The sequence below is a fragment of the Microbispora amethystogenes genome (assembly GCF_016863015.1).
Taxonomy (GTDB): Bacteria; Actinomycetota; Actinomycetes; order Streptosporangiales; family Streptosporangiaceae; genus Microbispora; species Microbispora amethystogenes.
In genome coordinates this window covers 130777-154923 of record NZ_BOOB01000027.1, presented here as the reverse complement: position 1 = coordinate 154923, position 24147 = coordinate 130777, and the positions used below count along the sequence as shown (strand labels likewise).

Here is a 24147-nt window from a genome sequence, read left to right as displayed (position 1 = left end):
CCGGCGGGTGAAAACAGACGATTATTTCGGTCCGAGTCAGGAGGCTTTACGGACGCGCCTCGACCCCCGGACTTGACAGCCGACAACAGAAAGTTGTTCTGGGAGCGCTCCCAAATCAGGTACCAGTAGAACGGGCGAGGGCCGCCTCGACACCGTCCAGCGCGTGGTGCAACTCCTGCTTCAGCACGAGCGGCAGCCGTCCCTCGCCGTAGCGGACCTCCAGTTTGGTCCGCACCTCGGTGAGTCCCTGTCCCGCCGCCACCGCGTTGCGCAGCACCTGCTTGAGGTCGAGCGCCACGTCGTCGTCGATGTCATGGGTGGCCTCGGCGCCGTCCACGAGCAGCGTGAACCGGCGCACCGCGGTCTCGACCGCCAGGTAGGGGGCGGGAGTGGCCAGGGGCAGCGTGGTCACACCGGGTTTGCGGGTGACCGTCGCGCGCGGCTGGGCGGAGTCGCCGCCGTGCCGGCTCTTGACCCTGGTCTTCGTCGCGGAGGGGGAGGGGGTGGGCCCGTGCGCGCGCGCGGGGTCGGCCACCGGCTTCGCGGTGTGCCGGGCGACCGGTCCCGCCGTGTGGCGGGCCTCGGTCAGAGGTTCGGTCATCGGTTCGGCCACGGGTTCACCCAGCGCGGCCGACGGCGTGGGGGTGGCCTGCGCCGGCTGCGCGATCGCCGGGTTGAGCACGACGGCGGCGCCGAGGCCCTGGCCCCCCGACTGGGAGACCCACAAAATGCCGCCGAGAGCCGCGGCTCCGACGGCGGCGGCGCCCCAGCCCGCGCCTCGCGGCCCCGGTGGTTTGCGCACTGCGGCCAGCGCCGCGGCGACCGCGCGGGCGCTCGGCCGGTCGACGGGATCGCCGGACAGGCAGCGCCGGCACAGGTCGGCGACCTCCTGCGGCAGGCCGGGCACCCCTTCGGGGACCGGCGGCGGGCCGTCCCGCCGCGCCGCCTCGATCGCCTCCCAGGTCTTCTCGGGATACGGCAGGTGGCCGGTCAGCATCTCGAAAAGCAGCACGCCGAGGGCGTAGACGTCCACCGCCGGATCGGCGGTCGTCCCCCTCAGCCGCTCGGGCGCGACGTAGGGAGGCGTGCCGAAGTCGGCCACCAGCTGGTCGTCGGTCTCGCCGATGAAGGCGGCGATGCCGAAGTCGAGCAGCTTGGGCCCGTCGGCGGCGAGCAGCACGTTCTCCGGGGTGACGTCACGGTGGACGATGCCCCGGTCGTGCGCCGCCGCCAGCACCTGCGCCAGCCCGGCGGCGATCTGCGTCGCCTCGGCCCAGGGCAGCGGGCCCTCCATGATCCGGTCGGCCAGCGACCGGCCCTCAAGCAACCGCATGACCACGAACGACGCCAGCCTGCCGCCGTTCGTGACCGTCTCCCCGTAGTCGTAGACCTCGATCGCGTCGGGATGGATCAGCCGGGCGGTGGCCCTGGCCTCCCTGCGCATGAGTTCCCGGCCGGGGTTTTCGTCGTCCAGCGAGCCGTCCAGCACCTTGATCGCGACCATGCGCTGCAGTGACTGGTCGAAGGCACGCCAGATGACCGACATCCCGCCCGTCGCCAACCGCTCCTGGAGCAGGTAACGACGGGTCAGGATGTCGCCTTCTCTAAGCTCAGGCCGATTCACGAACCACCAGTTCCGTGGGGAGCACCGGATTGCCCTTGGGATTCTCCCCGTCCCCGAGTGTCATGAGAAGCAGTCGTGCGGCGAGCGTGGCCATTTCCTCGACGGGCTGCCGGACCGTGGTCAGAGTCGGCGACGTGTGCCGGGCCACCGGCGCGTCGTCGTACCCGATCACGGCCACGTCGTCCGGCACCTTGCGCCCGGCGCGGCGCAGCGTCTGCATGGCCCCGGCCGCCATCACGTCCGACGCCGCGAAGACGGCGTCGAGGTGCGGCGCCCGTTGCAGCAGCCACTGCATGGCGTGCGCACCCGACGCGTGGGTGAAGTCGCCGTACGCCACGGGCATGTCGAGCACCCCCGCGTCGCGCAGCGTCTGCCGGAAGCCCTCCAGCCGGTCGCGCGCGGCCGGCAGGGTCGGCGGCCCGGCGATCGTGGCGATGTGCTTGCGGTTGTTGAGCAGCAGGTGCTCGGCCGCCTGCCGTCCGCCGTCACGGTTGTCCATGTCGACGAATGGCAGGTCGATGCCGTCTGGCGGCCGCCCGGCACAGCGCACCGGGACGCCAGACGCCGCCAGCGTTACCGCGAGGGGGTGCCGCGCACGCGCTCCGATGAGGAGCACGCCGTCGACGGCGCCCGCGACCAGCGGTGGCGCGGCGATGGAGGCGGTCGCCGGGGTCGCGGTCATCACGACCATCGGCACCCCGTGCGTCGCCAGCACCTCCTCGCACGCGGACAGGAGCCTGGCATAGAACGGCTCGGTGAATAGGCGTGGACTGTGCTCGCAGACGACCGCGGCGATGATCTGCTCGGCCCGCCTGCCCGCCGCACCCCGAGGGGCACGACGCCGGACATAGCCCAGACGCGACATCGCGTCATGGACCTGCCGACGGGTCGATGTGGTCACGCGTACCGAGCCGGTCAAGACCCGGGAAGCTGTTGCCGGGGAGACGCCGGCTGCGGCGGCTACCTCTGCGAGGGTGGGAAGATCGGCCATCCGGTCTCCTCGGCCCGAAGGTTCACACGGCTTGGGAGCGCTCCCAAGCGAAAGTATCACTGTTTCGCTCGTGTCAACAGAGGTTTCCTCGGTGTGAAACCTTTCGTAGAGTTTCGCTCCCGTTTGACATAGTTGGAGGCTAGAGCACAGGGGTTGCTTGGGGTAGTCAAAGTTCGGTTTGACCCTATATGTCCACCTTGTCCGTAAATCTGAGTAAATGTGCCGTAAAGCGGGCGGCTCAGTAGGGGGTGGACGCCCGTTACGGCGTGGTGACGGTGGCGGTATGGCGGTAGGGTCCTCCGCCAGGAACCAGGGCCGGTGTGGCGCAGGGTCCGCGGCGACCCGAGCCGGACGCCCCGCCCGGTCCCGGTGGCCGTGCCCGCCGTCCCCCAAGCCCCGACCGGAAAGGCCCCCCAGTGACGACCGCCCCCCGCCGTCCGCTCCCAGTCAACCCCGGCCTGACGGGCACGCTGACCGCCGTGCTCGCGATGGCCCTGCTCGCCGGCTGCGGCGGGGCGGACGGCGCCGCCCCCTCTCCGGCCCCCGCCCCGGCCTCGGCGGCCGCCGCCGAGCCCTCGGACGGCACGACCGTCACCGCCACGCCGGCCGACCCCGGCGGCGCGGAGACGCCGGCCGACCACAACGCCGCCGACGTGGCGTTCGCCGGCAAGATCATCCCGCACCACCTCCAGGCCGTCGACCTGGCCACGCTCGCCCAGACGCGGGCCGGCGACCCCTGGGTCAGGGACATGGCCTCCCGCATCCTCTCGGCCCGCGACACCGATATCCGCACGCTGAAGGGCTGGCTCGACATGTGGGGCGCCGAGCCGCTGCCGCGCGACCACAAGATGCCCGGCATGCAGACGAAGGCCGAGGTCGACGCCCTCGCCAAGCTGAGCGGCCCCGCCTTCGACAAGCGGTTCACGACCCTGATGATCAAGCATGACGGCGGGGCGATCGCGATCGCGGGCGCCGAGCAGGAGAAGGGAGTGTTCGAGGGCGGGAAGGCGCTGGCCACGGCCATCTCCACGGCCCTGTCCGCCGAGGTCAAGGAGCTGAAGGGCTACCTCGCCAAGCTGAAGTGACCCCCGGCCGCTCGTCCCGGGTCGCCGCTCAGCGCTCGTACGTGTCGAGCCTGGGCGGCAGGGCGTTCCACGCGCAGAACGCCGACGACTCGTGCACCTCCCGGAGGAAGGCGACGCGCAGCCACTGCTCCTCCTCCCAGACCTTGACCTGGTAGCCCTCGTTCGGCGTGGCCGTGACGACCCGGCAGTCCCGTGAGGTGACCGCGATCGTCGCCCGCCCGCCTTTCAGGGTGAACGTGTGCAGGGTCTCCTCCGCCGGGTCGCGGCGCGGCCGGGTGCTCGGCGGCGGCGGGGCCGACCCCGCCGCGTCGTCCGGACGGTCGGTGCGGGCGGTGGGAGAGGAGCGGGCCGTCCGCGACGGGGTGGCGGTCGCGTTCCGCCGTGCCGGGCGCGGCGTCGGTGACAGCGACCGTGACAGGGACGGCGGCGGGGACTCCGGGCCCGGGGTGGAGGCCGCGTCCGGATCGGTCCCCGGATCGGCGGACGGAAGCGCCGCGTAGGCGGTGACCGGGGCGGCGACGGCCACCACCGGGGCGAGGGGGGCGTCGTCCAGGACCGCACTGCGCAGCACGTCGCGCACGCCGAGCCAGGACACGCCGACGGCCAGTGCGGTGGCCCCGCACCAGGCGATCGTGTAACCGGTGGCCCGTCTCATGTGGCCGCTCACTCTATCTCGTGTCCGGATCCCGCGCCTTGACTGATTTCGGGTGATCTATAAGCACATAAGGGCGGGGCGAATCTCCCTTGATCCACACTTTCCGAGTCGCTCTTCGGCGGACGCGGCAGGGGTGAAGAGTGTACGTTTCTGCCCCATGGCGACCGTTCTGGTGGTGGAGGACGACGAGTTCGTCCGTTCCGCGATCATCCGCGACCTGACGGGGCGCAGCCACGCCGTCCGCAGCGCGGGCCGGGCGCTCGACGCGCTGCGGGAGATCGCCCACGTCGCCCCCGACGTGGTCATCCTCGACCTGGGGCTGCCCGACCTCGACGGCGCCGAGGCCCTGAAGATGCTCCGGGCGATCTCCGACGTGCCGGTCATCGTCGCCACCGCGCGTGACGACGAGGCCCAGATCGTCCGCCTGCTGCGCGACGGCGCGGACGACTACCTGGTCAAACCGTTCTCGGGCGACCACCTCAACGCCCGGCTGGAGGCCGTGCTGAGACGGGCGAGGCCGGGGACGCCGGCGTCGGTCGTCAAGGTCGGCGGCCTGGTCGTCGACGCCGACCGCAGGGAGGCACGGCTCGACGGCGTGCCGCTCGACCTCACCCGCAGGGAGTTCGACCTGCTCGCCTACCTCGCCGCCCGCCCCGACCGCGTGATCTCGCGCAGGCAGTTGCTGGCCGAGGTGTGGCGGCAGTCGTACGGCGACGACCAGACGATCGACGTGCACCTGTCGTGGCTGCGGCGCAAGCTCGGCGAGAGCGCCTCGCGGCCCCGCTACCTGCACACCGTGCGGGGCGTCGGCGTACGTCTCAGTCCTCCCGCAGAGGCCTGAGAGTCCGGCGGCGGGAGCGGCGGGAGCGGCGGGAGTACGGTGCGACGGAGCCTGGCCCTGGTGGCGGTCGCCGTGACGGCGATGGTCGCGCTGGCCTTCCTCATCCCGCTGGCCGTGGGGGTCATGGAGATCGCGGAGAGCCGGGCGCTGGCGGACGCCGAGCGGCAGGCCGCGACGATCGTGCCCGCCCTGGTGATCACCGACGACGTGGCCGCGCTCGAACGCGCGCTCGCCAGCACGCCGGCGGGGGTCTCGCGCCTGGCCGTCCACCTGTCCGGCGGGCGGACCGTCGGCCGCTCCCGGGTCGGCCCCGCCGACGTGGCGAACGCCGCGGAACGGGCCAGGACGGTGCCGGTCGCCAACGGATACGTCCTGCTCAGGCCCGTCGCGCTGGGCGGCGGCCGGAGCGCCGTCATCGAGGCGTACGCGCCCGAGGCGGACGCCAGGAAGGGCGTCTCCACGTCCTGGGCCGTGCTGACCGGCGTGGCCGTCACGCTGGTGGTGGGGTCGGTGGTGGTGGCCGACCGGCTCGGGGCCCGGGTGGTCCGGTCCGCCCGGCGGCTGGGGCAGGCCGCCGCCGCGCTCGGCGCGGGCGACCTGTCGGTCCGCATCATCCCCGACGGCCCGCCCGAGCTGGTGGCCGCCGGACGCGCCTTCAACGCGATGGCCGACCAGGTGGCGGTGCTGCTCGCGGCCGAGCGCGAGCTCGCCGCCGACCTGTCGCACCGGCTGCGCACCCCGCTCACCGCGCTGCGGCTCAACCTCGGCGGCAGCGGCCCGGAGGCCGAGCAGCAGCGCAGGCTCGCGATCGAGCGGCTCGAACACGCGGTCGACGAGATCATCGAGGCGTCCCGGCGGCCTGCGCGCCGGGCCGTGCCGGCGGGCTGCGACGCCGCGCTCGTGCTGTGCGAACGGCTCGCCTTCTGGTCGGCGCTGGCCGAGGACCAGGGGCGGCCGTGGCAACTCGTCGGCGCCGACGAGGCCACCCCCGTGCCGGTCGCCGCCGCCGACCTCGGCGCGGTGGTCGACGCGCTGCTCGGCAACGTCTTCCGGCACACCCCGCAGGGCACCGCCTTCCGCGTCACCCTGCACCGGGGGAGCGGCATCGTGGGCGTCCTCGTCGCGGACGCGGGCCCGGGCATCCCCGATCCCGAGAGGGCGCTGCGGCGGGGCAACAGCGGGGCGGGCTCCACCGGCCTCGGCCTCGACATCGCCCGCCGCCTCGCCGAGTCGACGGGCGGCGGGGTCCGCGTCGAGCCCTCGGCGCTCGGCGGCACCGGCGTCAACCTGTGGCTGCGCACCGACGGCCGCGCCGCCGCCCCCCGCCGCGGCCTGCTTCGCCGCGCCCGCGGGGGCGCGACCGGCTCGCCGGTCCGATGACCCGCCGGTTTCCGGTGTCCGTAACCCCGCCAGCGGGAAGGCACATCGGGAAGGACCGTTAATCGGCGGGTCGATCCAGGGCCGGTGAGAGCCGGTGAGGGGCGCGGTGACTGCGGTGGGTGACCGGCCGGAAGCCACGGTACGGACAGCGGACGGGTGAGGTGTCCCAGATTAGGCGCGTACGGCCAGCTCGCGGCGTTGATGCCCGAAACGGGCGGCGCTTTGCTCGCCGATGGCCGGTTCACCCCTTTGCCATACACGCAGTTAACGTGGCGCGACTGTCGGAGCCTTTTGCGGGCAGGCACGATGTCTTGTGAACGACACTCAGCATCACGATCGGGTGAGCGGCCGTCCCGGACGGGACCGGACCGGGAACGATCGCGACCATAGAGCCGGTGGACTCCGGGGGCTTCCCGGCAGGACCGCCGAGCCGGACGGCGAGGAGGTCCAGTGAGGGAGATCTGGCCGGGGGATTCCTATCCTCTCGGGGCGACGTACGACGGCGCGGGCACCAACTTCGCGCTCTTCAGCGAGGTGGCCGAGCGGGTCGAGCTGTGCCTGTTCGACGACGAGGGCAACGAGGAGCGCGTGTCGCTGGCCGAAGTGGACGGCTTCGTCTGGCACTGCTATCTCCCGGGCGTCGGCCCGGGCCAGCGGTACGGCTACCGCGTCCACGGGCCCTACTCGCCCGCCGAGGGACTGCGCTGCAACCCGAACAAGCTGCTGATCGACCCGTACGCCAAGGCGGTGGAGGGCTCGGTCAACTGGGACCAGGCGGTGTACGGCTACCGCTTCGGCGAGCCGGACAGCCGGGACGACAGCGACTCGGCGGCGTACGTGCCGCGGTCGGTGGTCGTCAACCCGTTCTTCGGGTGGGGGCACGACCGTCCCCCGGCCACGCCGTACCACGACACGGTGCTCTACGAGGCGCACGTGCGCGGCCTGACGATCACCCACCCCAAGATCCCGGACCGCATCCGCGGCACGTACGCCGCGCTCGGCCACCCGGAGATCATCGACCACCTGACCGCCCTCGGGGTCACCGCGATCGAGCTGATGCCGGTCCACCAGTTCGTGACCGACCACATGCTGGAGAAGCGGGGGCTGGCCAACTACTGGGGCTACAACACGATCGGCTTCTTCGCGCCGCACAACGCGTACTCGAGCTCCGGCCAGCGCGGCGGGCAGGTGCTGGAGTTCAAGGCGATGGTGAAGGCCCTGCACGAGGCCGGCATCGAGGTGATCCTCGACGTCGTCTACAACCACACCGCCGAGGGCAACCACCTGGGCCCGACCCTGTCCATGCGGGGCATCGACAACGCCAACTACTACCGGCTGGTCGAGGACGACCGCCGCTACTACATGGACACCACCGGCACCGGCAACAGCCTGCTCATGCGCAGCCCGCACGCGCTCCAGCTGATCATGGACTCGCTGCGCTACTGGGTGCGCGACATGCACGTGGACGGATTCCGCTTCGACCTCGCGGCGTCGCTGGCCCGTGAGCTGCACGAGGTCGACCGGCTGAGCGCGTTCTTCGACCTCGTCCAGCAGGACCCGGTGCTGTCGCAGGTCAAGCTCATCGCCGAGCCGTGGGACGTCGGCCCGGGGGGCTACCAGGTCGGCAACTTCCCGGCCCGCTGGACCGAGTGGAACGGCCGCTACCGCGACACGATCCGCGACCTGTGGCGGGGCGAGCCCGCCGCGCTGCCCGAGTTCGCCAGCCGCCTGACCGGGTCGAGCGACCTCTACCAGGACGACAGCCGCCGCCCCGCCGCGTCGATCAACTTCGTCACCTGCCACGACGGCTTCCCGCTGCAGGATCTCGTGTCGTACAACGGCAAGCACAACGAGGCCAACGGCGAGGACAACCGCGACGGCGCGGACGACAACAGGTCCTGGAACTGCGGCGTCGAGGGCCCGGCGACCGGCCCGGTCGCGCAGCTGCGCGAGCGGCAGAAGCGCAACTTCCTGGCCACGCTGTTCCTGTCGCAGGGCGTGCCGATGCTGTCGCACGGCGACGAGATCGGCCGCACCCAGCAGGGCAACAACAACGCCTACTGCCAGGACAACGAGATCAGCTGGGTCGACTGGGGCGCCGTGCTGGAGGCCGGGGCCACCGCCGAGGAGGACGCGGGGACGGTCGAGAGGCGGCAGCTCCTCGAGTTCACCCGGCGCCTCGCCCGGCTGCGCCGCGACCACCCCGTCTTCCGGCGCCGCCGCTTCTTCTACGGCCGTCCCGTGCGCGGCTCCCACGACGAGCTGAGCGACATCGCCTGGCTCACCCCGTCGGGCACCGAGATGACCGACGCCGACTGGACGAACGGCTACGCCAAGGCGCTGGCGGTCTTCCTCAACGGCGACGCGATCACCGAACCCGACAGCAGGGGCAGGCGGATCGCCGACGACTCGTTCCTGCTGCTGTTCAACGCCCACCACGAGATGCTCAAGTTCACCGTGCCGAAGAACTACGGCGAGCTGTGGTGCACCGAGCTGGACACCGCGATGCCCGGGCAGAGCGAGTCGCGGATGTGCCGGGCCGGTGAGGCGGTGCCGGTCACCGGCCGGTCGGTGCGGGTCCTGCGCCGGGTCCGCCACACGTCGTCCTGACCAGCGGGGACGGCCGGTTAGAGTGCCGTTGGTGTGAGCCGCCGGGCAGGCGGGCAAGTACGGTCACTGCCCGGCGGTTCTCCGCGTCGGGAACGTGTTTCGAAGGGCGGTCCAGTGAGTTCTACCTACCGCGTGCAGCTGACGCCTGACTTCGGCTTCGCGCAGGCCGCCGGCCTCGTCGGATATCTCCGGGAGCTGGGGGCCGGCCACCTCTACCTGTCGCCGATCCTGCAGGCGTGCCGCGAGTCCCTGCACGGCTACGACGTGACCGACCACACCCGCGTACGCGAGGAGTTCGGCGGCGAGGAGGGCCTGCGGGCGCTGGCGGCCGAGGGCATGCCGCTGGTGTCGGACATCGTGCCCAACCACATGACCGTGCCGGTGCCGGAGTCGGACAACGCGCGGCTGTGGGCGGCGCTGCGGGACGGGCCCGGGTCGCCGGCCTCCCGGTGGTTCGACTTCCAGTGGCCGGTGACCCTGCCGCTGCTGGGCGACGACGCGGACGAGGCGCTCAGAGTCGACAACGGCGTGGAGGGTGACGTGCTGCGTTACCACGACCACGCGTTCCCGATCAGGCCCGGCACCGGGCACCTGCCGCTGCCGGAGCTGCTGGAGGCCCAGAACTACCGGCTGGCCCACTGGCGGGAGAGCCCCGGCTACCGGCGGTTCTTCGACGTGTCGTCGCTGATGGGCCTGCGGGTGGAGGACCCCGAGGTCTTCCAGGAGACCCACGCCGTCACCTTCCGCCTCATCGAGGAGGGCGTGATCCACGGGCTGCGCGTCGACCACCCCGACGGACTGGCCGACCCCCGCGGCTACCTCCGGTGGCTGCGCCCGCACGTGCCGGGCCCGCTGTGGGTGGAGAAGATCCTCATCGACGGCGAGCGGCTGCCCGCCGACTGGCCCTGCGACGGCACCACCGGCTACGACGCGCTCAACATGGTCACCCGGCTGTTCGTGGACCCGGCGGGCCGCGACGCGCTGGTCGAGACCTTCGGCCGTCACACCGGCGTGCGCGACGACTACGAGACCGTGCGCCACGACGCCAAGAAGCACGTCATCGACCTGTTCTTCCGCGGCGAGGTCGACCGGCTGACCACCGACCTCGGCGACCCGGCGCTGCGCGAGGCCGTCGTGGAGCTGCTGGCCGCGATGCCCGTCTACCGGGCGTACGTGAACCCGGGTGAGCGGCCGTCCGCCGACGCGGAGGCGATCGTCGCGGAGGCGGCCCGGCTCGCGGCCGGCCGCACCGACCCCGACGCGGTGGCCAAGGCCGCCGACCTCGTCCTGTACGGCCCGCCGGACGCGGTGACCCGCTTCCAGCAGACCTGCGGGCCCGTCATGGCCAAGGGCGTGGAGGACACCGCGCTCTACCGGTGGTATCCGCTGGCCTGCCTCAACGAGGTGGGCGGGGAGCCCGACCGGTTCGGGGTCTCGCCGGCCGAGTTCCACGAGTTCTGCGCCGGGCTGCCGCCGCGGACCATGACCACGCTGTCCACCCACGACACCAAGCGGTCGGAGGACGTGCGGGCCCGTCTCGCGGTGCTGTCGGAGCTGCCCGAGGAGTGGACGATGGCGGTCGACTCGTGGTCGGCGGCCGTGTCGTTCGACCCCCGGCTCGACTACCTCGCCTGGCAGTCGCTGATGGCGGCCTGGCCGATCAGCCTGGACCGTTTCACCGACTACCTGCTCAAGGCGGCCAGGGAGGCCAAGACGGCCATCTCCTGGGTCGACCCCGACCCGGCGTACGAGGAGGGGATCAGGGCCTTCGCCCGGCGGGCGATCGACGCCTGCGGCTACTCGGTCGCTTCGTTCACCGAGGTCGTCGACCGGTACGCCCGGGTCAACTCGCTCGGGCAGAAGGCCGTCCAGCTCCTGATGCCGGGCATCCCGGACGTCTACCAGGGCACCGAGATCACCGACTTCTCGCTGGTGGACCCGGACAACCGGCGGCCGGTGGACTTCGAGCGCCGCCGCCGGCTGCTCGCCGAGCCCGACGACAGCTGGGACGGCGAGAAGATCCGGGTCACCGCCGCCGCGCTCGGGCTGCGGGGGCGGCTCGACCCCGAGGCGCCGTACGCGCCGATCGAGGCGGGGGAGCACGCGGTCGCGTTCACCAGGGGGGTTCCCGGGCGGGGAACGGCCGCGGTCGTGGTCGCGACCCGGCTGCCGGCCGGGCTGGAGCGCCGGGGCGGCTGGGGGAGTGAGACGATCACGCTGCCGCCGGGACGCTGGCGCGACCTGCTCACGGGAGCGGAGCACGCCGGGGAGGTGCGGATGGCCGACCTGCTGTCCGCCCATCCGGTCGCGATTCTCGAAGCGTGATTCAGCAGGGCTTGGTCGGTAGGGGCCTGGTCGGTGGGGCTTGGCTGGCAAGGGGAGAGGCGAGGCATGTTCGAGGTCTGGGCGCCGGGGGCGGCGCGGGTCGAGGTCGATTACGAGGGCGCCCGGCACGCGATGTCGCCGGGCGAGGGCGGCTGGTGGACCGCACCCGGCGACGAGCACGACCGCGACTACGCCTTCCACGTGGACGGCGAGGGCCCCTTCCCCGACCCCAGGACCCGGCGGCAGCCGTACGGCGTGAACGGCCCGAGCCGGGTCTACCACCACGACAAGTTCGCCTGGACCGACCAGGGCTGGCGCGGCCGGGACCTGCGCGGCGGGGTGATCTACGAGCTGCACGTCGGCACGTTCTCGCCCGAGGGCACCTTCCAGGGGGTGGCCGACCGGCTCGGCCACCTGGTGGACCTCGGCGTCGACTTCGTCGAGCTCATGCCGGTCCCGCCCGTCCCGGGCGCCCGCAACTGGGGATACGACGGCGTGGACCTCTACGCGGTCTTCGAGGAGTACGGCGGGCCGGACGGGTTGAAGCGCCTGGTGGACGCCTGCCACCGGGCCGGTCTCGGCGTGATCCTCGACGTCGTCTACAACCACCTCGGGCCGTCGGGCAACTACCTCGCCAGGTTCGGGCCGTACTTCCACGACGCGAAGGGGTCCTACTGGGGCGACGCGGTCAACCTGGACGGGTACGGCTCGGACGGGGTGCGGCGCTACTTCATCGACAACGCTCTCCAGTGGCTGCGCGACTATCACGTCGACGGGCTGCGCGTCGACGCCGTGCACGCGCTGCACGACAAGCGCGCCGTCCACTTCCTGGAGGAGTTGTCGGTGGAGGTCGACGCGCTGTCCGCCGCGGTGGGCCGCCCGCTCACGCTCGTCGCCGAGTCGGACCTCAACGACCCCCGCATGGTGACCCCGCGCGAGGCCGGCGGCCTCGGCATGCACGCGAGCTGGAACGACGACGTCCACCACGCCATTCACGCGAACGTCACCGGGGAGACGAACGCCTACTACGGCGACTTCGGCACGCTGTCGTCCCTGGCCAAGGTGCTCACCTCCGGATATTTCCATGACGGCACCTATTCGTCCTTCCGGGGCCGCTCGCACGGACGCCCGGCCGCCGGGATCCCCGGGCACCGGTTCGTCTGCTGCGCGCAGAACCACGACCAGATCGGCAACCGCCCCGAGGGCGACCGCATGCGGCCCGACCAGCTCCGTCTGGCCTCGGGTCTCCTGCTGACCTCGCCGTTCACGCCGATGCTGTTCATGGGCGAGGAGTGGGGCGCCACCACGCCGTTCTACTTCTTCACCGACCACTTCGAGCCGCACCTCGCCGAGGGCGAGGGCGAGCGGCGCAGGAAGGAGTTCGAGGGCTTCGGCTATGACTGGAAGGCCCCCGAACCGGGCGAGCAGGACACCTTCCTGCGGTCCAAGCTCGACTGGGAGGAGCTGTCGAAGGACGAGCACGCCTCCCTGCTGGGCTGGTACCGCGCCCTGATCGCCCTGCGCAGGTCACATCCCGACCTCACCGACCCCCGGATGGACCGGGTGCGGGTCGACGTGGACGAGGAGCGTCGGGTCGTGGTCATCGAGCGCGGCTCGCTGCGGGTCGCCGCCAACCTCGCCTTCGATCCGGTCTCCGTACGGCTCGCCGCGTCGCGCCTCCTGCTCGCCTCCGACGAGTCGGCCCGCCTGACCGATCACGCCCTCGACCTACCGGCGCGTTCCCTGGTCGTCGCGGAGACCTGAGAGCCGGGGCCGGGACAGGAGAGCCTGGTGTGGGGGTCAGGACGGGCGGCCGCGTCCGCGGGCCGACAACGCCTGTGATCGCCATGCCCCGCCCCGGGACACCACCGACCGGTGCGCGTAGACGTCGTCGCAGCCCAGCTCGGCGACGCGTACGAACCCGTGCCGGGCGAGCAGGTCGTGGACGGGACGGCGGTCGGGCCCCCAGTTGTGCTCGACGGTCAGCATCCGCAGCAGATAGCGGCCGAAGGGGAAGGTGCGGAGGATCGCCAGTTCGGATCCTTCAGTGTCCAGGCTCCAGTAGTCGATCACGCGAGGAGCGCCGAACTGCCGGAGCAGCGAGCCGACCGTACGGCACGGCACGACCGTCACGGGCATCGGCGCGTCGTCCGGCAGCTCCAGGGCCCGGCGCACGTGCGTGAGCATCTGCGGGGAGTACTCGCCGAGGATCCCGCCGATGGTGCCGGCCTCCACGAACTCCACCGTGCCGTCGTGGTCGTAGAGACAGCAGTTCACGCTGAAGCAGCGGCGGTTGGCCGTCAACTCCGCGTAGTAGTGCGGGTTGGGCTCGACGCAGATTCCCGTCCAGCCGTATTCCTGCTCCAGCAGCCTGGTGTTGCTGCTCCGGACGCCGTTGGAGGCGCCCGAATCCAGGAAGTAGCCCGCCCGCCGGTGCCCGAGGGCGGCGAGCACGTAGGCGTCCTGGCCATGTTGTGACGTCACGGTGCGACGTCACTTTGCGACGTCACCGTCCCGCTCGCCGCCGGGTCAGCGCGTTCGAACGCCAGGCCGGACGGTAGGGGATCTGGTTCGGCGTCGCCTGCCGCGACAGGCCGGGGTGGTGGACGTCGTCGGCCCGTTCGCCGTAGAGCATGGTGATGTTCACCCTGCGGTTCTCGTAACCGGGCCGGAAGCGGACCTCGGCCGTCGCGTGGAACAGGTCGGAGTTGAAGATGATCGCCCGGTTCGCGCGGTAGGGGATGGTCACCGACTCCGCCTTCCGCCGCGCCAGGAAGGGCTTGATCAGATCCTGGCGGCCGTTGTACATGTGGAAGTTCCAGTCGGGCGGCGCGTCGACCCCGTACACGATCAGCCCGCCGCTGCTCTCGTCCAGGTTGGCCTCCGTCGGCGTGATCCAGAAGTTCACGTTGACGGCGGCGAAGTCGGCGTGCGTCGTGGTGTCGCCGGGCAGGTAGTCCTTGTTCTTGAATCCCCACAGCTGGCGGAGCGGATAGGGGCCGAGCACGTCGGGCAACGTGCCGCGGAGTTCCTCGGCGACCTGCAGGAGCAGCGGGCAGTTGAAGCCGTCGTGGAAGAACGCGCCGAGCCGGCCGTTCGCGTAGCGGTTGCCGAACCAGACCGTCGACCCGGCGCAGAACCGCCGGACGGCGTCCAGCGCGGCCGGAGACAGGAAGTTGTCCACGACGACCAGCCCGGCGCGGCTGGCGAGGTAGCGTTCGGTGACCTCCTGCCCGTTCCACGAGTCCGACAGCGCCCGTGGCAGGCGCGGCGCCGGCTGGAGGGTGACGATGCGGTTGAAGACGTCCCCTATCGCCGCTTCCGCCTGCTCGTCGAACGGCACGTGCTGGTCGGGATCGACGCCGGCCGCCAGCAGGCGGTCGGCCGTCTCTGTGTAGGCCCGCACGACCGCCCTGAACTCGTCACCCAGATCCCCCGACTCCAGCAGGTAGGTGAACTGCTCGATGTCGTGCCGCAGCTTGTGGATCGTGATGAAGCGCTCGATCGGGCGGGCGGCGCCGTCCGCTCTCTTGGCGGGGAACCATCGGCTGCCCCGGCGGATGGACGCCAGCAGGTGCGCGAACTCGCCCGCGAGCGTGAGGTCCGTGGACCGCATCAGCTCGCCGGCCCGTTCGGACAGCCAGCCGAGATCGTCGTCGGAGAAGTCCGCGCCGGACCACAGCGCGAAGGCCTCGCTCCGGCGGCCGGCTTCCAGCAGCGCCGTGGTCGTCCGGCGCAGGGCCGGGATGCCGGCGGGGCTGTCGGTGGTGGTCATCCGCCGCCCCCGATCTCGTCGAGCACACCGGCATCGCGGAGTTGAACGGCGAAAGCCCGCAGGGAATCCAGGGTGATCTCTGCCGCGCCCGAGTCGAGGGCGTTGAGGTTGATGTGCCCGAACGTCCCGCCGAAGGTGCCCCCGAATGTCCCGCCGAATGTCCCGAACGTTCCCGGGGACGTTCCGCCGAATGTCCCGGGGGACGTACCCGGCGGCGTCAGCGTGGTGATTTGGGTGATTGACGTGATTTCGGTGGTATGGGTAATTGGAGGGAAAGTGTGCGTTTCGGTGCTTCCGAAGGTGAAAGTCACATCGGTGCCGGGAATCGTGACCGGAGGGCTTGTCTCGGTGCCGGTTCCCGTTCCCGTTTCTGTGCCCGTGCCGGTCCCTGTCCCTGTCCCTGTCCCTGTGCCGGTTCCCGTCACTCCTTCGGTGCCGGTGCCGGTGCTCATCTCCGTTCCGGTGCCTGTCCCGGTGCTCATCTCGGTTCCGGTGCCTGTCCCGGTGCTCATCTCGGTTCCGGTGCCGGTCCCCGTGCTCATCTCCGTGCCGGTCCCGGTGCCGGTGCTCATCTCGGTTCCGGTGAGCTGGATTCCGGTCCCGCCCTGGCCGATCCCGATGCCACCGAAGATCAGGTCCTTGATCGACCTGTCCAGGGGGAAGATCGGCTGCTGTTCGGTCGCCGCTCGCATCAGGGCGAGCGCCACGTGGTGGGCGTTCGTGTCGACCACCGCGCGGGCGAACTGTGTCGCGAGCTCGCCGTCCGACGGCGCGGTTCCGTTCCGCTCGCCGCGGTAACGGATGATCCACTGCATCAGCTCGTCGCTGGCCAGTACGGCGTAGACGAACTGGTTGATGACATCCGCCCGATGCCGGTCGAGGGGCGCGCTGTGGACATACTCCGAATAGATCTGCGCCGGATCGGTCACGAACTGTTCGCGGAACAGATGGTCGCCCGACATCGCGTCGAACAACGCCTGGGTGCGCCGTAGGGCCGACGCGGCTCTGAGATTGGATTGCGGGGAGGTGCCGGATGGCTCGACGTTCATGCGTCATCTCGCATTCCGTGCCCGGGAGCTCTACCGTGGGCGGCAGGCCCGGCAATATTCCCAGATTCGCCCCGCCCGTGGAACGCCTTTTGCGCATTCGCCGCCGAAATGTCTCCCGGACAGGCCGGCCGATGAATCCCCTCGAAATCGAAACGCGATCAGGCGGCCTGGGGGACCGGAAGTGAGAAGGTGACGGTGTCGGGGACCGCCGTGTAGAGCCGCCAGCTCAGGCGGTCGCGCTGGGAGGCGACGGTGACGTGCAGGCCGCATCCCGTCAGCCACCCGGCCAGGTCGGCGAAGTAACCGTCGCCCGACCCGATCACGACCCGCTCGAAGCGGAGGTCGACCCGGTCCGTACGGGCGGCCTCGTCGAGGGCCTGGTCGGCGCCGTCAGGGCCCGAGCGGACCAGCAGTTGCACGCCGCCGAGCGCGCGCCCCATCGCGACTCCGACCGGCACGAGCGCGCTGTGGTTGACCGCGACGATGAACTGGTCGAGCGGTCCTATCGGCACCGCGTGCCGGTAGGCGCCCATCGTCTGCCGCACGTCGTACGTCGTGGGCCTGGGGGACCCGGCGAGGTTCTCGATGTCCAGGAGATGGATCGCGCGTCCGCGGCGCAGCGACCGGAGGCGCGTGATGGGAGAGGTCACGATCCCTGGTCCCTTCTGTGACGGGGCTTGCCGTCCATTGAACCATGTGTTGACGCCATCAACCAGACTTTGACGCGACGTTGCCTGTGTCCCGGGTGTGGGTTATCGTCCCCTCTGTTCGTAGAACGGGGGGGAAGGACGGTGGACGTGCGCCGAGACGTACACGTCACCGCGGCCGACATCGCGCGCATGGCCGGTGTGGGCCGTGCGGCGGTGAGCAACTGGCGACGCCGCCACGACGACTTCCCCCAGCCTGTGGGTGGCACGTCCACCAGCCCCGCGTTCTCGCTCGCCGAAGTCCGTGACTGGCTGCGCGGGCACGCGGAGGGCAGGGAACTGACCCCGGACGAGTGGCTCTGGCAGGAACTGCGCACGACGGCCGACGACGACGAACTCGCCGACCTGATCGCCGACCTCGGGGCCTTCCTCGTCTACCTGCAGCACGAGGCGGACGACTGGGAGAGGCTCGCGTCCGGAGACGACGAGACGGTCGCGCGGGCGGTCCCGGACAGGGTCAGGGCCGCCTGCGCCAAGACCATCAGCGACCGGGCGTTCCCGGAGGCGCTCCCGCCGGCCCGGATGCCGCTGGTCAGGTCGATCGCCGCGCTGGCGGCGGAACGCGGCGCCCCCGCCACCTTCGAGTTCCTGCGCGAGCGGTATTTCGAGGTGCACACCCGGCGCGTCTACTCGACCCCGGTCGAGATCGTCATGCTCGCGCTCGACCTCGTGGGCGACGGCGTCGGCTCCATGCTCGACCCGGCCTGCGGCTCCGGGCGCATCCTCGGCCGCACGCTGGAGCGCTCGCCCGGGGCCCGCCTGTTCGGCCAGGACGTCGATCCCGCTTCGGCCCGGCTCACCGCCGTACGGCTCGCGCTGCGCAGCGACAACGTCCAGATCAGGGCGGGCGACTCCCTGCGCGCGGACGCCTTTCCCGGCGAGCTGGTGGACGCCGTGGTGTGCAACCCGCCGTTCAACGACCGCAACTGGGGCTACGAGGAGCTGACCGCCGATCCCCGGTGGGAGTACGGCCTGCCGCCGCGCGTGGAGCCTGAACTGGCCTGGGTGCAGCACGCCCTCGCCCACCTGGCGCCCGGCGGCGTGGCGGTCCTCCTGATGCCGCCGGCCGTCGCCGCGCGCAGATCCGGGCGGCGGATCAGGGCCCAGCTCCTGCGGCGCGGCGCGCTGCGCGCGGTCATCGCGCTCCCGCCGGGCGTCGTGCCCAACGTCGCGGTCGGGCTGACGCTGTGGATCCTCCGCCAGCCCGCGGAGGGCGGCACGCCGAGCCATGTCCTGATGGTCGACACCTCGGGCAGGCAGGACGACTACGCCAGGGTGGCCGTCGAAGCGTGGCGGGAGTTCGGCGAGGGGCGCGAGCTGGACGAGACGGAGGTGAGCCGGTCGGTCCCGCTCGTCGACCTGCTCGACGAGGACGTCGACCTCACCCCCGCCCGCTATCTGTCCACGGCCGCCGACGACGTGTCACAGGAACGCCTCACCGGAGCGCGTGACCGGCTGGGCGAGCTGATCGACCGGGTCTCCGGCCTCTTGCCCGGTGTCGCTGGGCCGCCGCAGGAGGACCTCGTGCTGGTCCCGCTGCCCGAGCTGGTGCGGCGGGGCATGCTCGCCCTCGGCCCCACGGGTCTGGCGGAGGGCCCGGAGCCGCCGTACGGGCTGCCCGTGCTCACCGCCGAGGACGTGCTGGAGGGACGCGCGGCGACCGGCGCGCGGCGGGCCGGGGAGAAGGCGGTCGTCACGCGACCCGGTGACGTCGTGGTGCCGCAGGTTGTCGCCGCCCCGGTCGCCCGGGTCCTGACGACCGGCGACGCCCTGCTCGGCCCGTACCTGTCCCTGCTGCGGCCCGACCCGGAGGCGCTCGACCCCTACTTCCTCGCCGGGTTCGTGTGCGCGTCCATCAACGTCCGGCACTACAGCACCATGTCCTCCCGCTACCGGGTGGACGTACGGCGCGCGGAGGTGCCGTTGCTCCCGATGGCCGAGCAACGCCGGTACGGCGAGGCGTTCCGGCGCCTGGCCGACTTCCGCGCGGCCCTGCGCGAGGCGGCGGCTCTCGGCGAGGACCTGGCCCGGCTGGTGGCCGACGGTCTCACCCACGGAGTGGTCGGGCCGGGCGAGCCCGCCGGCCGTGAGCGGCGAACTTGAGCACCTGGCCGCGCGACTTCGGAGGGTTCACGTTCCGTAGCCCGAAGTTGCGGTGCGGTCCCCAGGAATTACCCGGTGAATCGAAAACTCACCAGCATCGAACGTAGTGGATATGGGTGAGGTGAATCCAGCCGCTGGTGTACCAGACGGGGCCCGGGTCGGTGTAGAAGTTGCCGCCGCGCCAGTCGCCGTTGAACTGCGTGATGTTCACGAATCCATTCGAGCGCGTGTAGTCCTTGACCCCGGTACCCGTCCCTGCGCCGTTGTAGATAGGCATGCCGGAATCGGTGATGTACTGCCAGGTCGAGCACGCGGCGCGAGCGGGTTGTGCGGGTCCTGCCTTCGCCGCTGCGGCCGCCGGGGGCACCGTAGACACCGTGAGGCAGGCGGCGAGAACACCCAACAGGAGTTTTGACTTCCACACAGGCATCAACCTCTCCTTCTTCTTGAAGTCATGTTCTACTGTTAATCTATAAATCACATGATCGCCGTCTGTCAACGCCTCGGCTCGCACGGTAATTCACATCGACCGAAGCGCCGAGAGTCTCACCAAGGCGCGACCCAGGGCGAATTTGCACCATCTATTCGTGCCGGGCGGGATGCGTCCGGGGTTGCTCGGAGGGTTCGTCGTCGCGACTCTGGAGGGCGGAAGCGATGTGCTGTACGCGGAGACCGCCGTCCGAGGCATCACCACAAGTGGCGTCGAGGATGTGGCGATGGAGGACAAATGGACCTGAGTACCGCCCGCTGGCGCAAGTCGAGCTTCTCCGGCGACAACGGCGGCGACTGCGTCGAAGTGGCAGAGGTCGACGGAGGACCTGATCACAAGAGCGGCCGGTTGATCGCCGTACGCGACTCGAAGGACCCCGACGGGCCGATGTTGTTCTTCACCCCTGAGGAGTGGAAGGCATTCCTGCTCGGCGTACAGGCCGGCGAGTTCGAGCCGGCTCCCTGAGCCGAGGTCCTGAGGGCTCCGGACCCTGAAGCGTGGAACCTGAGGCCCTGGCCGGCATGGCTGCTCGGCTGGGTACTTGGACGGAAAAGCGTTCGGGCCGGCCCGAGTGGGGCCGGCCCGAATGGTCGTGATGTCAGCGCAGGTCGAACCGGTCGAGGTTCATGACCTTGTCCCACGCCTTGACGAAGTCGGTCACGAACTTCTCCTTGGCGTCATCGCTCGCGTAGACCTCCGCGACCGCGCGCAGCTCGGAGTTGGCTCCGAAGACGAGGTCGGCGCGGGTGCCGGTCCACCTGACCTCGCCCGTGGCGGCGTCGCGGCCCTCGAACGCGGTCTGGTCCTCGGAGGTCGACTTCCACTCCGTGCCCAGGTCGAGCAGGTTGACGAAGAAGTCGTTGGTCAGCACACCAGGGGTCTCGGTGAGGACGCCCAGCTTCGACTGCTGGTGGTTGGCGCCCAGGACCCGCAGGCCACCGACGAGGACCGTCATCTCCGGGGCGCTGAGGTTGAGCAGGTTCGCCCGGTCGATCAGCAGGTATTCGGCCGGCAGCCGGTTACCCTTCCCGTAGTAGTTGCGGAAGCCGTCCGAGCTCGGCTCGATCGCGGCGAACGACTCGACGTCCGTCTGCTCCTGCGAGGCGTCCACGCGGCCCGGCGTGAAGGGCACCGTGACGTCGTATCCGGCGTCCTTGGCGGCCTTCTCGACGGCGGCGCATCCGGCCAGCACGATCAGGTCGGCCAGCGAGACCTGCTTGCCACCGCTCTGGGCGGCGTTGAACTCCTGCTGGACGCCCTCCAGAGCGCTCAGCACCGTCGCGAGCTGGTCGGGGTCGTTGACCTCCCACCCGCTCTGCGGCTGGAGGCGGATGCGGCCGCCGTTGGCGCCGCCGCGCTTGTCGCTGCCGCGGAAGGACGAGGCCGCCGCCCAGGCGGTGTAGACCAGCTGCGACACCGGCAGGCCGGTGGCGAGGATCCGCTCCTTGAGGGAGGCGATGTCCGCGGCCTCGACCAGCTCGTACGTCCGCTCGGGCAGCGGGTCCTGCCACAGCAGCACCTCGGACGGAACCTCCGGGCCGAGGTAACGCACGACCGGGCCCATGTCGCGGTGGGTCAGCTTGTACCACGCCCGGGCGAAGGCGTCCGCGAACTCGTCGGGGTTCTCCAGGAAGCGCCGCGAGATCTGCTCGTAGATCGGGTCGAACCGGAGCGCGAGGTCGGTCGTGAGCATCTTCGGGGCCTGGCGCTTCGACGGGTCGTGGGCGTCGGGGACGGTGCCCTCGCCGGCGCCGTCCTTCGGCTTCCACTGGTTGGCGCCGGCGGGGCTCTTGGTCAGCTCCCACTCGTAGCCGAACAGCACCTCGAAGAAGCTGTTGTCCCAGGTGGTCGGGGTGGGCGTCCAGGTGACCTCGAGGCCGCTGGTGATCGTGTCGCCACCCTTGCCGGTGCCATACGTGTTCTTCCAGCCGAGACCCTGCTGCTCGATCGGGGCCGCCTCGGGGTCGGCCTCGACGGCGTCGGCCGGGCCGGCGCCGTGGGTCTTGCCGAAGGTGTGGCCTCCCGCGATCAGCGCGACCGTCTCCTCGTCGTTCATCGCCATCCGGCGGAACGTCTCACGGATGTCGCGGGCCGAGGCGAGCGGGTCGGGGTTGCCGTTCGGGCCCTCCGGGTTGACGTAGATGAGGCCCATCTGCACCGCGGCGAGGGGGTTTTCGAGCTCCCTGTCGCCGGTGTAGCGCTCGTCGCCGAGCCAGGTGGTCTCGGGACCCCAGTAGACGTCCTCCTCGGACTCCCAGACGTCCGCACGGCCGCCCGCGTAGCCGAAGGTCTTGAAGCCCATCGACTCAAGCGCGACGTTGCCGGCGAGGATCATGAGGTCGGCCCACGAGATGTTCTTGCCGTACTTCTTCTTGACCGGCCACAGCAGGCGGCGGGCCTTGTCGAGGTTGGCGTTGTCGGGCCAGCTGTTGAGCGGGGCGAAACGCTGCTGACCCGCGCCGGCGCCACCGCGGCCGTCGCTGATGCGGTAGGTGCCCGCGCTGTGCCAGGCCATCCGGATGATGAGCGGGCCGTAGTGCCCGAAGTCGGCCGGCCACCAGTCCTGCGAGGTCGTCAGCACCTCGGCGATGTCCCGCTTCACAGCCGGGAGGTCGAGGCTGTTGAACGCCGCCGCGTAGTCGAACTCCTCGCCGAGGGGGTTGGCCACGGCGGGGTTCTTGGCGAGGATCTTCAGGTTGAGCCGCTCCGGCCACCACTGGCGGTTTCCGCCGCCCTGGGTGGGGTGCAGGGCACGCCCGTGCGCGACCGGGCAGCCGCCGCCCTCGCCCTCCGTCTTCGGGTCGGTGACGATCGCGTCATGGTTCTCAGTCATGGAAATCCTTCTGAATCAGCGGATCATGGGGCTCAGGAGCTGCGGGCGCTGGAACAGCCGGGGCACAGGCCCCAGTAGATGACCTCGGCCTCGTCGATGGCGAAGCCGTGGTCGTCGGAAGAGGTCAGGCAGGGGGCCTCGCCGACCGCGCAGTCGACGTCCGCGACCACACCGCAGGACCGGCACACGATGTGGTGATGGTTGTCCCCGACGCGGCCCTCGAACCGGGCTGGGCTCCCGGCCGGCTCGATGCGGCGGATGAGGCCCGCCGCGGTGAGCGCGTGGAGGGCCTCGTACACGGCCTGGAGAGAGATGTGGCCCACGCGATCACGTACCCCCGACGCGATCGTCTCGACGTCGAGGTGGTCGCCGTGCCGGACGGTCTCCAGCAGTGCGACACGGGCGGCCGTCACCCGCAGGCCGGCACCGCGCAGCTCCTCGGCGGTGGTCGGAGTCCTGGGTGCGGTCATGACGCCAACCTATCGCCCTAAACATGAACAGTTCAAGTCATCGAATCGTCCAAGTTTGTGACATTAAGGGTAACGACAGCCCCTGAACGCCTGACGGCCGGGACGCGTGTGCCGTAGGGACGCGCGGGTGGAAAACGTCGTGCGACTCTTCGCGCGGCCTCGCTAGGGTGACGCTCATGCTCGCCTTCTCGTGCTTCATGCGGATCCGCCGCTCCTAGCGGCGGACCGGCCCGGCACCTTCCTCTGCTCGGCTCCGCCGCCATCGGTGTCCCACGCCGGTGCGGCGCTTCGTGCTGCCCGGCTCCGATCGCGTGATTCGCGGAGCGACTTTCATGGTTCATCAGGGCGGACGACAGGAACTCGGGCAGAACTTCCTCGTCGACGATGCGGTCATCGCCCATATCGGCGATCTCGTCGCGGAGACGCCCGGGCCGATCGTCGAGCTCGGCGCGGGAGACGGGGCGCTCACGCTGCCCCTGAGCCGGTACGGCAGGCCGGTGACGGCGGTGGAGATCGATCCCCGGCGGGCGGGCCGCCTGGCCCGCCACGTCCCGCCGAACGTCGAGGTCGTCAACGCCGACATCCTCCGGTTCCGGTTCCCCCGCCATCCTCATGTGGTCGTCGGGAACGTGCCGTTCCATCTGACGACGTCGATCATGCGACGGCTTCTCGCCGCGAACGGCTGGCAGGCGGCGGTCCTGCTGGTCCAGTGGGAGGTCGCCAGGCGGCGGGCCGGAGTCGGCGGAGCCAGCATGCTCACGGCCGTCTGGTGGCCCTGGTACGAGTTCGAGGTGCGTTCGAGGGTGCCCGCGCGGGCGTTCCGGCCGGCTCCCTCCGTCGACGGCGGCCTGCTCAGGATGAGGCGGAGGCCGGTGCCACTGGTCGACGAAAAGGGGCCGTACCAGGACTTCGTGCGGCGGGTCTTCACCGGGCGCGGGCGCGGTCTCCTGGAGATCGTCGAACGCGCGGGGCGGGCGGACCGCCGGACCGTACGGGACTGGGCACGCGCGGCGCGCGTGAAGCCATACGCGCTGCCGAAGGACCTCAGCGCCGAGCAGTGGGCCTCCCTGTGGCGTGACACGATGCCGGCCTGTGGACGAGCCCGGCCCTGGCCGTCTCGATGAGCCGGTTATCCACAGAGCGGCGTTCGGGTGGGACGCGGGCGAAGGAAATGGCGCAGGCTGTGCACGCGGCGATGGAGGAGCGACT

General features: G+C 71.1%; 20 protein-coding genes. 10 read left to right on the top strand and 10 right to left on the bottom strand.

Annotated elements, in window-relative coordinates; genetic code table 11:
- Nucleotides 1-115: 115 nt before the first annotated feature.
- Both Mam01_RS19390 and Mam01_RS19385 read right to left on the bottom strand, forming a co-directional pair.
- Entirely contained in the window at nt 116-1624 is a 1509-nt protein-coding gene (locus tag Mam01_RS19390) for a serine/threonine-protein kinase (protein WP_204286679.1), read from the bottom strand.
- The gene (locus Mam01_RS19385) at nt 1611-2615 is read right to left on the bottom strand and encodes a LacI family DNA-binding transcriptional regulator (protein WP_150940244.1); all 1005 of its coding nucleotides are present in this window, start codon (nt 2613-2615) and stop codon (nt 1611-1613) included. The genes Mam01_RS19390 and Mam01_RS19385 overlap by 14 nt, the downstream gene beginning before the upstream one ends.
- A 416-nt stretch (nt 2616-3031) precedes the next feature.
- On the opposite strand from Mam01_RS19385, the gene Mam01_RS19380 reads away from it, so the two are divergent.
- Complete coding sequence (locus Mam01_RS19380) at nt 3032-3700, top strand: DUF305 domain-containing protein (RefSeq protein WP_204286678.1); 669 nt, start codon at nt 3032-3034, stop codon at nt 3698-3700.
- A gap of 28 nt (nt 3701-3728) precedes the next feature.
- On the opposite strand, the gene Mam01_RS19375 is transcribed toward Mam01_RS19380, so the two are convergent.
- The gene (locus tag Mam01_RS19375; RefSeq protein ID WP_204286677.1) at nt 3729-4355 is read right to left on the bottom strand and encodes a hypothetical protein; all 627 of its coding nucleotides are present in this window, start codon (nt 4353-4355) and stop codon (nt 3729-3731) included.
- Between the two features lie 157 nt (nt 4356-4512).
- On the opposite strand from Mam01_RS19375, the gene Mam01_RS19370 reads away from it, so the two are divergent.
- The 5 genes from Mam01_RS19370 to treZ all read left to right on the top strand — a co-directional run bounded on the left by Mam01_RS19370 (nt 4513) and on the right by treZ (nt 13275).
- A complete protein-coding gene (locus tag Mam01_RS19370) occupies nt 4513-5196 on the top strand; it encodes a response regulator transcription factor (RefSeq protein WP_150940250.1) in 684 nt (227 codons plus the stop codon).
- A 39-nt stretch (nt 5197-5235) separates the two neighbouring features.
- Entirely contained in the window at nt 5236-6576 is a 1341-nt protein-coding gene (locus Mam01_RS19365) for a sensor histidine kinase (protein ID WP_204286676.1), read from the top strand.
- A gap of 450 nt (nt 6577-7026) precedes the next feature.
- Nucleotides 7027-9186, top strand: a complete 2160-nt coding sequence (gene glgX, locus Mam01_RS19360; RefSeq protein ID WP_150940253.1) for a glycogen debranching protein GlgX — start codon at nt 7027-7029, stop codon at nt 9184-9186.
- 114 nt (nt 9187-9300) lie between these two features.
- On the top strand, nt 9301-11511 hold the full coding sequence (treY, locus tag Mam01_RS19355; protein WP_239101434.1) for a malto-oligosyltrehalose synthase: 2211 nt from the start codon (nt 9301-9303) through the stop codon (nt 11509-11511).
- A 66-nt stretch (nt 11512-11577) separates the two neighbouring features.
- Nucleotides 11578-13275 carry a malto-oligosyltrehalose trehalohydrolase gene (gene treZ / locus Mam01_RS19350; RefSeq protein WP_204286675.1) on the top strand — a complete coding sequence of 566 codons (1698 nt, stop codon included), beginning with the start codon at nt 11578-11580 and terminating at the stop codon, nt 13273-13275.
- 36 nt (nt 13276-13311) lie between these two features.
- Here treZ and Mam01_RS19345 read toward each other — a convergent pair whose 3' ends face one another.
- From Mam01_RS19345 to Mam01_RS19330, 4 genes are all read right to left on the bottom strand, one after another.
- A complete protein-coding gene (locus Mam01_RS19345) occupies nt 13312-13995 on the bottom strand; it encodes an FkbM family methyltransferase (protein ID WP_204286674.1) in 684 nt (227 codons plus the stop codon).
- 22 nt (nt 13996-14017) lie between these two features.
- Complete coding sequence (locus Mam01_RS19340) at nt 14018-15286, bottom strand: phytanoyl-CoA dioxygenase family protein (protein ID WP_204286673.1); 1269 nt, start codon at nt 15284-15286, stop codon at nt 14018-14020.
- Nucleotides 15283-16335: a hypothetical protein gene (locus Mam01_RS19335; protein ID WP_204286672.1), complete on the bottom strand. Its 1053-nt coding sequence runs from the start codon at nt 16333-16335 to the stop codon at nt 15283-15285. Before Mam01_RS19335 ends, Mam01_RS19340 begins: the two co-directional genes overlap by 4 nt.
- Before the next feature lie 158 nt (nt 16336-16493).
- Nucleotides 16494-16985 carry a hypothetical protein gene (locus Mam01_RS19330; RefSeq protein WP_204286671.1) on the bottom strand — a complete coding sequence of 164 codons (492 nt, stop codon included), beginning with the start codon at nt 16983-16985 and terminating at the stop codon, nt 16494-16496.
- A gap of 147 nt (nt 16986-17132) precedes the next feature.
- Here Mam01_RS19330 and Mam01_RS19325 point away from each other — a divergent pair, with 147 nt between their 5' ends.
- Entirely contained in the window at nt 17133-19145 is a 2013-nt protein-coding gene (locus tag Mam01_RS19325) for an N-6 DNA methylase (protein ID WP_239101433.1), read from the top strand.
- 88 nt (nt 19146-19233) lie between these two features.
- On the opposite strand, the gene Mam01_RS19320 is transcribed toward Mam01_RS19325, so the two are convergent.
- Nucleotides 19234-19659, bottom strand: coding sequence for a hypothetical protein (locus Mam01_RS19320; RefSeq protein ID WP_204286670.1), 426 nt, complete (start codon nt 19657-19659; stop codon nt 19234-19236).
- A gap of 73 nt (nt 19660-19732) precedes the next feature.
- On the opposite strand from Mam01_RS19320, the gene Mam01_RS19315 reads away from it, so the two are divergent.
- Nucleotides 19733-19882 (top strand): hypothetical protein, encoded by a 150-nt coding sequence (locus Mam01_RS19315; protein ID WP_204286669.1) that lies wholly within the window; start codon nt 19733-19735, stop codon nt 19880-19882.
- Nucleotides 19873-20100, top strand: coding sequence for a DUF397 domain-containing protein (locus tag Mam01_RS19310; protein WP_204286668.1), 228 nt, complete (start codon nt 19873-19875; stop codon nt 20098-20100). Before Mam01_RS19315 ends, Mam01_RS19310 begins: the two co-directional genes overlap by 10 nt.
- A gap of 133 nt (nt 20101-20233) precedes the next feature.
- Here Mam01_RS19310 and katG read toward each other — a convergent pair whose 3' ends face one another.
- Nucleotides 20234-22474 (bottom strand): catalase/peroxidase HPI, encoded by a 2241-nt coding sequence (gene katG, locus Mam01_RS19305; protein WP_373868710.1) that lies wholly within the window; start codon nt 22472-22474, stop codon nt 20234-20236.
- A 26-nt stretch (nt 22475-22500) separates the two neighbouring features.
- Complete coding sequence (locus Mam01_RS19300) at nt 22501-22938, bottom strand: Fur family transcriptional regulator (protein WP_204286666.1); 438 nt, start codon at nt 22936-22938, stop codon at nt 22501-22503.
- 332 nt (nt 22939-23270) lie between these two features.
- Between Mam01_RS19300 and erm the strand changes: the two genes are divergently transcribed.
- Nucleotides 23271-24062 carry a 23S ribosomal RNA methyltransferase Erm gene (erm, locus tag Mam01_RS19295; RefSeq protein ID WP_204286665.1) on the top strand — a complete coding sequence of 264 codons (792 nt, stop codon included), beginning with the start codon at nt 23271-23273 and terminating at the stop codon, nt 24060-24062.
- Nucleotides 24063-24147: the final 85 nt, after the last annotated feature.

Excerpts from the sequence above, each read along its gene's own strand:
- Mam01_RS19385 (WP_150940244.1), bottom strand. The coding sequence starts at position 2,615 with ATGGCCGATCTTCCCACCCTCGCAGAGGTAGCCGCCGCAGCCGGCGTC.
- Mam01_RS19375 (WP_204286677.1), bottom strand. The coding sequence starts at position 4,355 with ATGAGACGGGCCACCGGTTACACGATCGCCTGGTGCGGGGCCACCGCA.
- Mam01_RS19370 (WP_150940250.1), top strand. The coding sequence starts at position 4,513 with ATGGCGACCGTTCTGGTGGTGGAGGACGACGAGTTCGTCCGTTCCGCG.
- treZ (WP_204286675.1), top strand. The coding sequence starts at position 11,578 with ATGTTCGAGGTCTGGGCGCCGGGGGCGGCGCGGGTCGAGGTCGATTAC.
- Mam01_RS19340 (WP_204286673.1), bottom strand. The coding sequence starts at position 15,286 with ATGACCACCACCGACAGCCCCGCCGGCATCCCGGCCCTGCGCCGGACG.
- Mam01_RS19335 (WP_204286672.1), bottom strand. The coding sequence starts at position 16,335 with ATGAACGTCGAGCCATCCGGCACCTCCCCGCAATCCAATCTCAGAGCC.
- Mam01_RS19310 (WP_204286668.1), top strand. The coding sequence starts at position 19,873 with ATGGACCTGAGTACCGCCCGCTGGCGCAAGTCGAGCTTCTCCGGCGAC.
- Mam01_RS19300 (WP_204286666.1), bottom strand. The coding sequence starts at position 22,938 with ATGACCGCACCCAGGACTCCGACCACCGCCGAGGAGCTGCGCGGTGCC.
- erm (WP_204286665.1), top strand. The coding sequence starts at position 23,271 with ATGGTTCATCAGGGCGGACGACAGGAACTCGGGCAGAACTTCCTCGTC.